Genomic DNA, 5,790 nt, shown 5'->3' with positions numbered 1-5,790 from the left:
ATAGACAGCTATGGAACGACAGCAGGCGGTTTATCCGGAAAACCTGCTTTCCAGCACGGCCGCACACGATAAAGTGGTTTGGATTGCCAGCCCGGCCGTACTCAACCGCTTGGGCGAAAACCGCAACTGGCAAAGTATCGGCCATAAAATTGCAGGCATTGTCTCGGCCGGCGGCGCGCTTCCTTCTGCCACGGCGGATTTGCTGCAACAGGCTGCCGTCCGCCCGTTTGAAGTTTATGGCAGTACCGAAACCGGCGTGATTGCCTCACGTTGCGAACGCCAAGAATGGCAGCCTTTCGAAGGCGTGGAAATCGGGCAAAACGAAGAAGGCGCACTTTGGGCTTCTTCGCCTTGGTCGCCCGAACGCCGCCAAACCGCCGATTTGATCGAGCCGCAAGATGACGGTTTTCTGTTACTCGGTCGCCAAGACCGCATTATTAAATTTGAGGACAAACGCGTGTCGCTGACCCAAATCGAACACGAACTTTTACAACACCCTTGGATTGCCGACGCCCACTGCGGCCGTCATCCGCAACACCAACGCATTGCCATATGGGCGGCATTGAACGCAGACGGTATCGCCGCCTTGCGTGAGAAAGGCCACGCTGCGGTCGCAGATACGCTCAAACGCCATTTGGCCGCCACGCAGGACACCATCGCCCTGCCGCGTTACTGGCGTTTTACCGACAACCTGCCGCGCAATGCCCAAGCCAAAATAGCCGCGTCGGATTTTCAGACGGCCTTTACCGTTGCCCAAACTTCTCCCGTTTGGTCGAAAACATCATCTGACGATGAAACCAATACCGAAACTTTTATCGGGCGCGTGCCTTTGGATTTGGTTTATTTCGGCGGCCATTTTGCCACCTTCCCGCTGGTTCCCGGCGTGGTCGAGCTGCAATGGGTGCGCAACCTAATCGCGCCCCAGCCATGGGGCAAACAGCGCGTCATCCGCATCGAAAATCTAAAATATCAGCAGTTTATCCGTCCTCACGATGAAGTGTCGGTAGAGCTGAAATTTGATGAAGGTAAAAACAAACTGAGCTTTAAAATCAACAACGGAGAGCATCCGTGTGCATCAGGACGGATTGTGTTTGAGGCCGTCTGAATATACCTATTAACTTTTTAGTGGAAAACCAACAATATGCAACTCTTCCCTGCCCTAGAACAACGCTATTCCCACGAACACCAGTCCGCAGGCGAGGCTCAACGTCTGGCTCAAGAAATCGCTTTTGCACCGATTGTGTTCCAAGTTTCTCGCCTGATGGTGAAATTTGGCATTCTGGATTTGCTGAACGACCATCCAGACGGCCTCACTCAAGCTGACATCGCCGAAAAAGCGAAAATCAGCAACTACGCGGCACAAGTCCTGCTGGAAGCCTCGCTGTCTATCGGCACTGTCTTGACTCGCGACAACCGCTATTTCATCAGCAAGGCCGGTTGGTTTGTCCTCAAAGACAAAATGGCCCGCGTCAACATGGATTTCACGCAAGAAATCTGCTACCAAGGCATGTTTGATTTGGAAAAAACCCTGCAAACCGGCAAGCCCGAAGGCCTGAAAGTATTCGGCGACTGGCCGACCATTTACGAAGGCTTGTCTTCATTGCCAAGCATCGCGCAGGAAAAATGGTTTGCATTCGACCATTATTATTCCGACAACTCCTTCGCAGAAGCACTCAACACCGTGTTCGCCAAACCGGTTAAAAAACTGCTCGATGTCGGCGGCAATACCGGCCGCTGGGCGGAACAATGCGTCAACCACAATGCCGAAGTCGAAGTAACCATCATGGATCTGCCGCAACAAATCGGCTTGATGCGCGAAGCGACCAAAGGCAAAAACGGTGCGGACCGTATCCACGCCCATCCGGCCAACCTGCTTGATCCTGAAATTCCGTTCCCAACCGGTTTTGACGCGATCTGGATGAGCCAATTCCTAGACTGTTTCACCGAGGAACAAGCTACCAGCATTCTTCAACGCGCCGCTGCATCTATGAGCGAAAACACCAGCCTCTATATCATGGAGCCTTTCTGGGACAGACAACGCTACGAGACCGCCGCCTACTGTCTGACCATGACCAGCCTGTATTTCACTGCCATGGCCAACGGCAACAGCAAAATCTTCCACTCTGAAGACCTGATCCGTTGCGTTGAAAAAGCCGGATTGAAAGTAGCGGAAATTTCAGACGACATCGGCCGCGGCCACAGCATCTTGCGCTGCGTTAAGGCCGTCTGAACATCATCTTTTAAACCCTAAAAAGAAACCGACCCCGACAGCCATTTCAGCTATCGGGGTCGGTTTGTATTTAGGTATCAGCCTTAATGCATCAGCCGCGCAACATCCATACTGCGCACACTACCGCAATCTCCACCAACAAAGCGGCAAACAGTTGCCCCATTCCGGCCAATTTAGGCTGCTTGGCATCGATGGTTTTAAAGCCGTTAATCATCGGCGTAATCAAATCCTGTTTTTTCACAAAGCGATACAGCAAAACAGCCGCAATATGTACGCCCGCCAAAACAGCCAAGACATTAAAGAAATTGACATGGATTTTTCGCGCCAGCGTACCGGCGTGTTCGCTGACCAAATGATTCAAAAAGCCGGAATTGGTAAACGTATTTTCATCGGCGGCAAATAAGCCTGTAGCCGTCTGAAAAACCAAGGCAGCCAATAAAGCGATGACCATCAGCGCGCCCAAAGGATTGTGGCCGACCAATTCGTCTTCAGACATTTGGCCTTGCGTATAGCGGCGGATTTCGGAAAACGGGCGCACAAATCGGCTGAATTTTGCCGTATCGCTGCCCCAAATCCCCCAACACAAACGGAAAACCACCAAGGCCAGCATCAACAAGCCGCCACGCAAGTGCCATACCAGCATATCGCCACCTTGGGTTGCGCTGTACCACATAAAACCCATCAATAACACCAAGAGCCAATGGAACAGGCGCGTAGGTGCGTCCCAAACTTTTATTTTTTGCTTCATTACCTTTTACTTTCTGATTTAAAATTAAATTTCTTATCTTGGAAGGTTACGCCATGCAGCCCATCTACACGCTTCCCGAATCGCTTCAAGCTTTTCAGACGGCCTTAGCATTTCCCGACGTATTCCGCCCCCGCGCCCAAGAATCACACAAAGGCACATACGGCACGCTTGCCATTATCGGCGGCGCAACGGGAATGAGCGGCGCGGTCGTTTTGGCAGCCACAGCCGCGATGTATCAAGGGTGCGGCAAAGTTTGGGCGGGCTTCAACCAAGCCACGCTGCCTTTTGCCATCATTCCCGAACGCCCTGAAATTATGCTCGCCACTGCAACCCAACTGATGGAGCGCAACGATGTCAGCGCACGCGTAATCGGCTGCGGCTTTGGTTTGGACGGATTATCAGAGCAGCTGCTGCACCAAATCCTGTCTACACACCACGGCCAGCCTTTATTGCTCGATGCAGATGCCCTGACACTGCTTGCCCGCTCTTCCGAATTAACCGAACGCCTCAAATCGTACAAACATATCGTCCTGACACCTCATCCGGCCGAAGCCGCACGCTTACTCGGCACCGATACCCAATCAATTCAGGCCGACAGGCAAAAAGCCGTGACCGAAATCAGCCGTAAATATGGCGCGACCGTCGTATTGAAAGGCCATCATACATTGGTGGCCACGGCAGACGGCATAGTCTATACCAACACCAGCGGCAATGCCGGTTTGGCCACTGCAGGCAGCGGCGATGTCTTGAGCGGCATTATCGGCAGCCTGCTGGCGCAAGGCATTCCGACATTCCAAGCCGCCTGCGCCGGCGTATGGCTGCACGGAGCGGCAGCCGATGTCATCAAACACAGCAGCCAAATCGAAACCGGCATGCTTGCCGGAGAAATCGCACCTGCCGCCCGATGGCTGCGCAATATTTTATCAAAAGAATAATGCCGTCTATATAGCAAATACAAATCACAGGCCGAGACCTTTGCAAAAACTCCCTTTTACCCGACGGCCGAAACCTAAACACAGGTTTTCGGCTGTTTTTATTTCAAATATCCACTGATTCTACTCAAATACCCCCTTAATCCCCCTTGGATACCTGATAATCAGGCATCCGGCCGCCTTTTAGGCGACAACAGGCACACTTAGCCTGTTAGCCGCTTTCAACAGGTTCAAACACATCGCCTTCAGATGGCTTTGCGCACTCACTTTGAGCAGACCAAAATAGGCTGCCTGGGCATAGCGGAATTTACGGTGCAGCGTACCGAAGCTTTGTTCGACCACATAATGGGTCTTCGACAAATATCGGTTGCGTTTGGTTTGCGCTTCCGTCAGCGGACGGTTGCGGTGTGCTTTGCGCATAATGCCGTCTAACAACTGATGCGCTTCCAGATGTTGCCGGTTTTCCGCGCTGTCATAGCCTTTGTCGGCATAGACGGTCGTATCTTCGGCTATACCTTCCAGCAAAGGCGACAGGTGGTTGCACTCATGGGTATTGGCGGGGGTAATGTGCAGTTTCTCGATATAGCCTTCCGCATCGATACGGGTATGTTGTTTGTACCCAAGTCTGTATAAGCCGTTTTTCTTTATCCAACGGGCATCGCTGTCTTTACTCGGTGTGGTTTGGCCGCTGACTTGTCCTTCTTCATCGACTTCTATGGCCTGGCGCTGTTTGCTGCCGGCGGTCTGAATAATGGTGGCGTCAATGACGGCGGCGGATGCTTTCTCTACTTTTAGGCCTTTTTCGGTCAGTTGGCGGTTAATCAGTTCCAATAATTCGGACAGGGTGTTGTCTTGCGCCAGCCAGTTGCGGTAGCGGCATAAGGTGCTGTAATCGGGGATGCTCAGTTCGTCAAAACGGCAAAACAGATTGAAATCGATGCGGGTGATGAGACTGTGTTCGAGTTCGGGATCGGAGAGGCTGTGCCATTGTCCGAGCAGGACGGCTTTGAACATGGACAACAGGGGATAGGCGGGGCGGCCGCGGTGGTCTCTAAGGTAACGGGTTCTTTGACGGTTCAGGTACTGTTCGATCGGTTGCCAATCAATCACTTGATCTAACTTTAGCAATGGGAGGCGGTCGATGTGCTTGGCGATCATGACTTGTGCGGTTTGCCTGAAGAAGGTGCTCATGAGAAATCCCCTAAATGTCTTGGTGGGAATTTAGGGGATTTTTGGGGGGATTTTGCAAAGGTCTCTATTTGCGTTATTTTTTGTGCTCCTTGCATCTTATCCGAATGATGTATATGTACAACATATTTTCATGATATGTGAAAAATCTATACAGAATACTTGCATTTAAATTTCATTTTTTTACAATGGAGGGTGCAACTTTCTTCAAGTGACTATCACCGTTAAGACCATGCGGTGTCCCTTTTTCAGTTTACGGGGAAAGAGAATCTTGAATAACGTCCCTACACCCACCACAAAAAGGTAAAAAACATGAAAAAATTCAACGTTAAAGCATTGAGTTTGGCTATTGCGGCAGCTGTGGTAAGCAGCGCAGCGGGCGCGGCTGAAAGAGATCTGGGTTCAATTCCCGAAAAGGCACAAAATGCTATGGCATTTCAGACCGTTTTTGGTGAAAACACCAAATTCGATCAAGATACTGGGAAATTCACTTTTGACAAGGAGAGTTCAGCCCTGTTGTTGAAAACTATGGAGCTGGAGCAGGCAGTTAATGGCTTTGCTGCCGGCAGCAACTTCGTCGCTACTAATGAAGATGGCAGCAAAACCGTCCGTGAAGCTACACAAGCAGATGTTGAAGCTGACGGCTTTGGCGGATTGGGTTTGAAAGAAGTTGTAGCTGCACACGATGAGGC

Annotated in this window: 4 protein-coding genes and 2 pseudogenes; 4 read left to right on the top strand and 2 right to left on the bottom strand. The window is 51.2% G+C overall.

Going from position 1 to position 5,790, the window contains the following annotated elements:
• Positions 1-10: 10 nt before the first annotated feature.
• Positions 11-1,105 (top strand): annotated as a pseudogene (locus ACTHUE_RS09905) (ApeI family dehydratase); the annotation flags it as partial.
• A 36-nt stretch (positions 1,106-1,141) separates the two neighbouring features.
• A complete protein-coding gene (locus ACTHUE_RS09900; protein ID WP_107769001.1) occupies positions 1,142-2,230 on the top strand; it encodes a class I SAM-dependent methyltransferase in 1,089 nt (362 codons plus the stop codon).
• A 91-nt stretch (positions 2,231-2,321) separates the two neighbouring features.
• On the opposite strand, the gene ACTHUE_RS09895 is transcribed toward ACTHUE_RS09900, so the two are convergent.
• Positions 2,322-2,978, bottom strand: coding sequence for a cytochrome b/b6 domain-containing protein (locus ACTHUE_RS09895; protein ID WP_107791842.1), 657 nt, complete (start codon positions 2,976-2,978; stop codon positions 2,322-2,324).
• Positions 2,979-3,031: 53 nt separating this feature from the next.
• Here ACTHUE_RS09895 and ACTHUE_RS09890 point away from each other — a divergent pair, with 53 nt between their 5' ends.
• Complete coding sequence (locus ACTHUE_RS09890) at positions 3,032-3,913, top strand: NAD(P)H-hydrate dehydratase (RefSeq protein WP_107791841.1); 882 nt, start codon at positions 3,032-3,034, stop codon at positions 3,911-3,913.
• 180 nt (positions 3,914-4,093) lie between these two features.
• Here ACTHUE_RS09890 and ACTHUE_RS09885 read toward each other — a convergent pair whose 3' ends face one another.
• A complete protein-coding gene (locus ACTHUE_RS09885; RefSeq protein ID WP_440402904.1) occupies positions 4,094-5,101 on the bottom strand; it encodes an IS5 family transposase in 1,008 nt (335 codons plus the stop codon).
• Positions 5,102-5,410: 309 nt separating this feature from the next.
• Between ACTHUE_RS09885 and ACTHUE_RS09880 the strand changes: the two are divergent.
• Positions 5,411-5,790: pseudogene (locus ACTHUE_RS09880) on the top strand (hypothetical protein); the annotation flags it as partial.

Source organism: Neisseria sp. P0021.S005, from assembly GCF_051956955.1.
The sequence above is the reverse complement of the archived record's forward strand: the minus strand, read 5'-3'. Positions and strand labels throughout refer to the sequence as shown.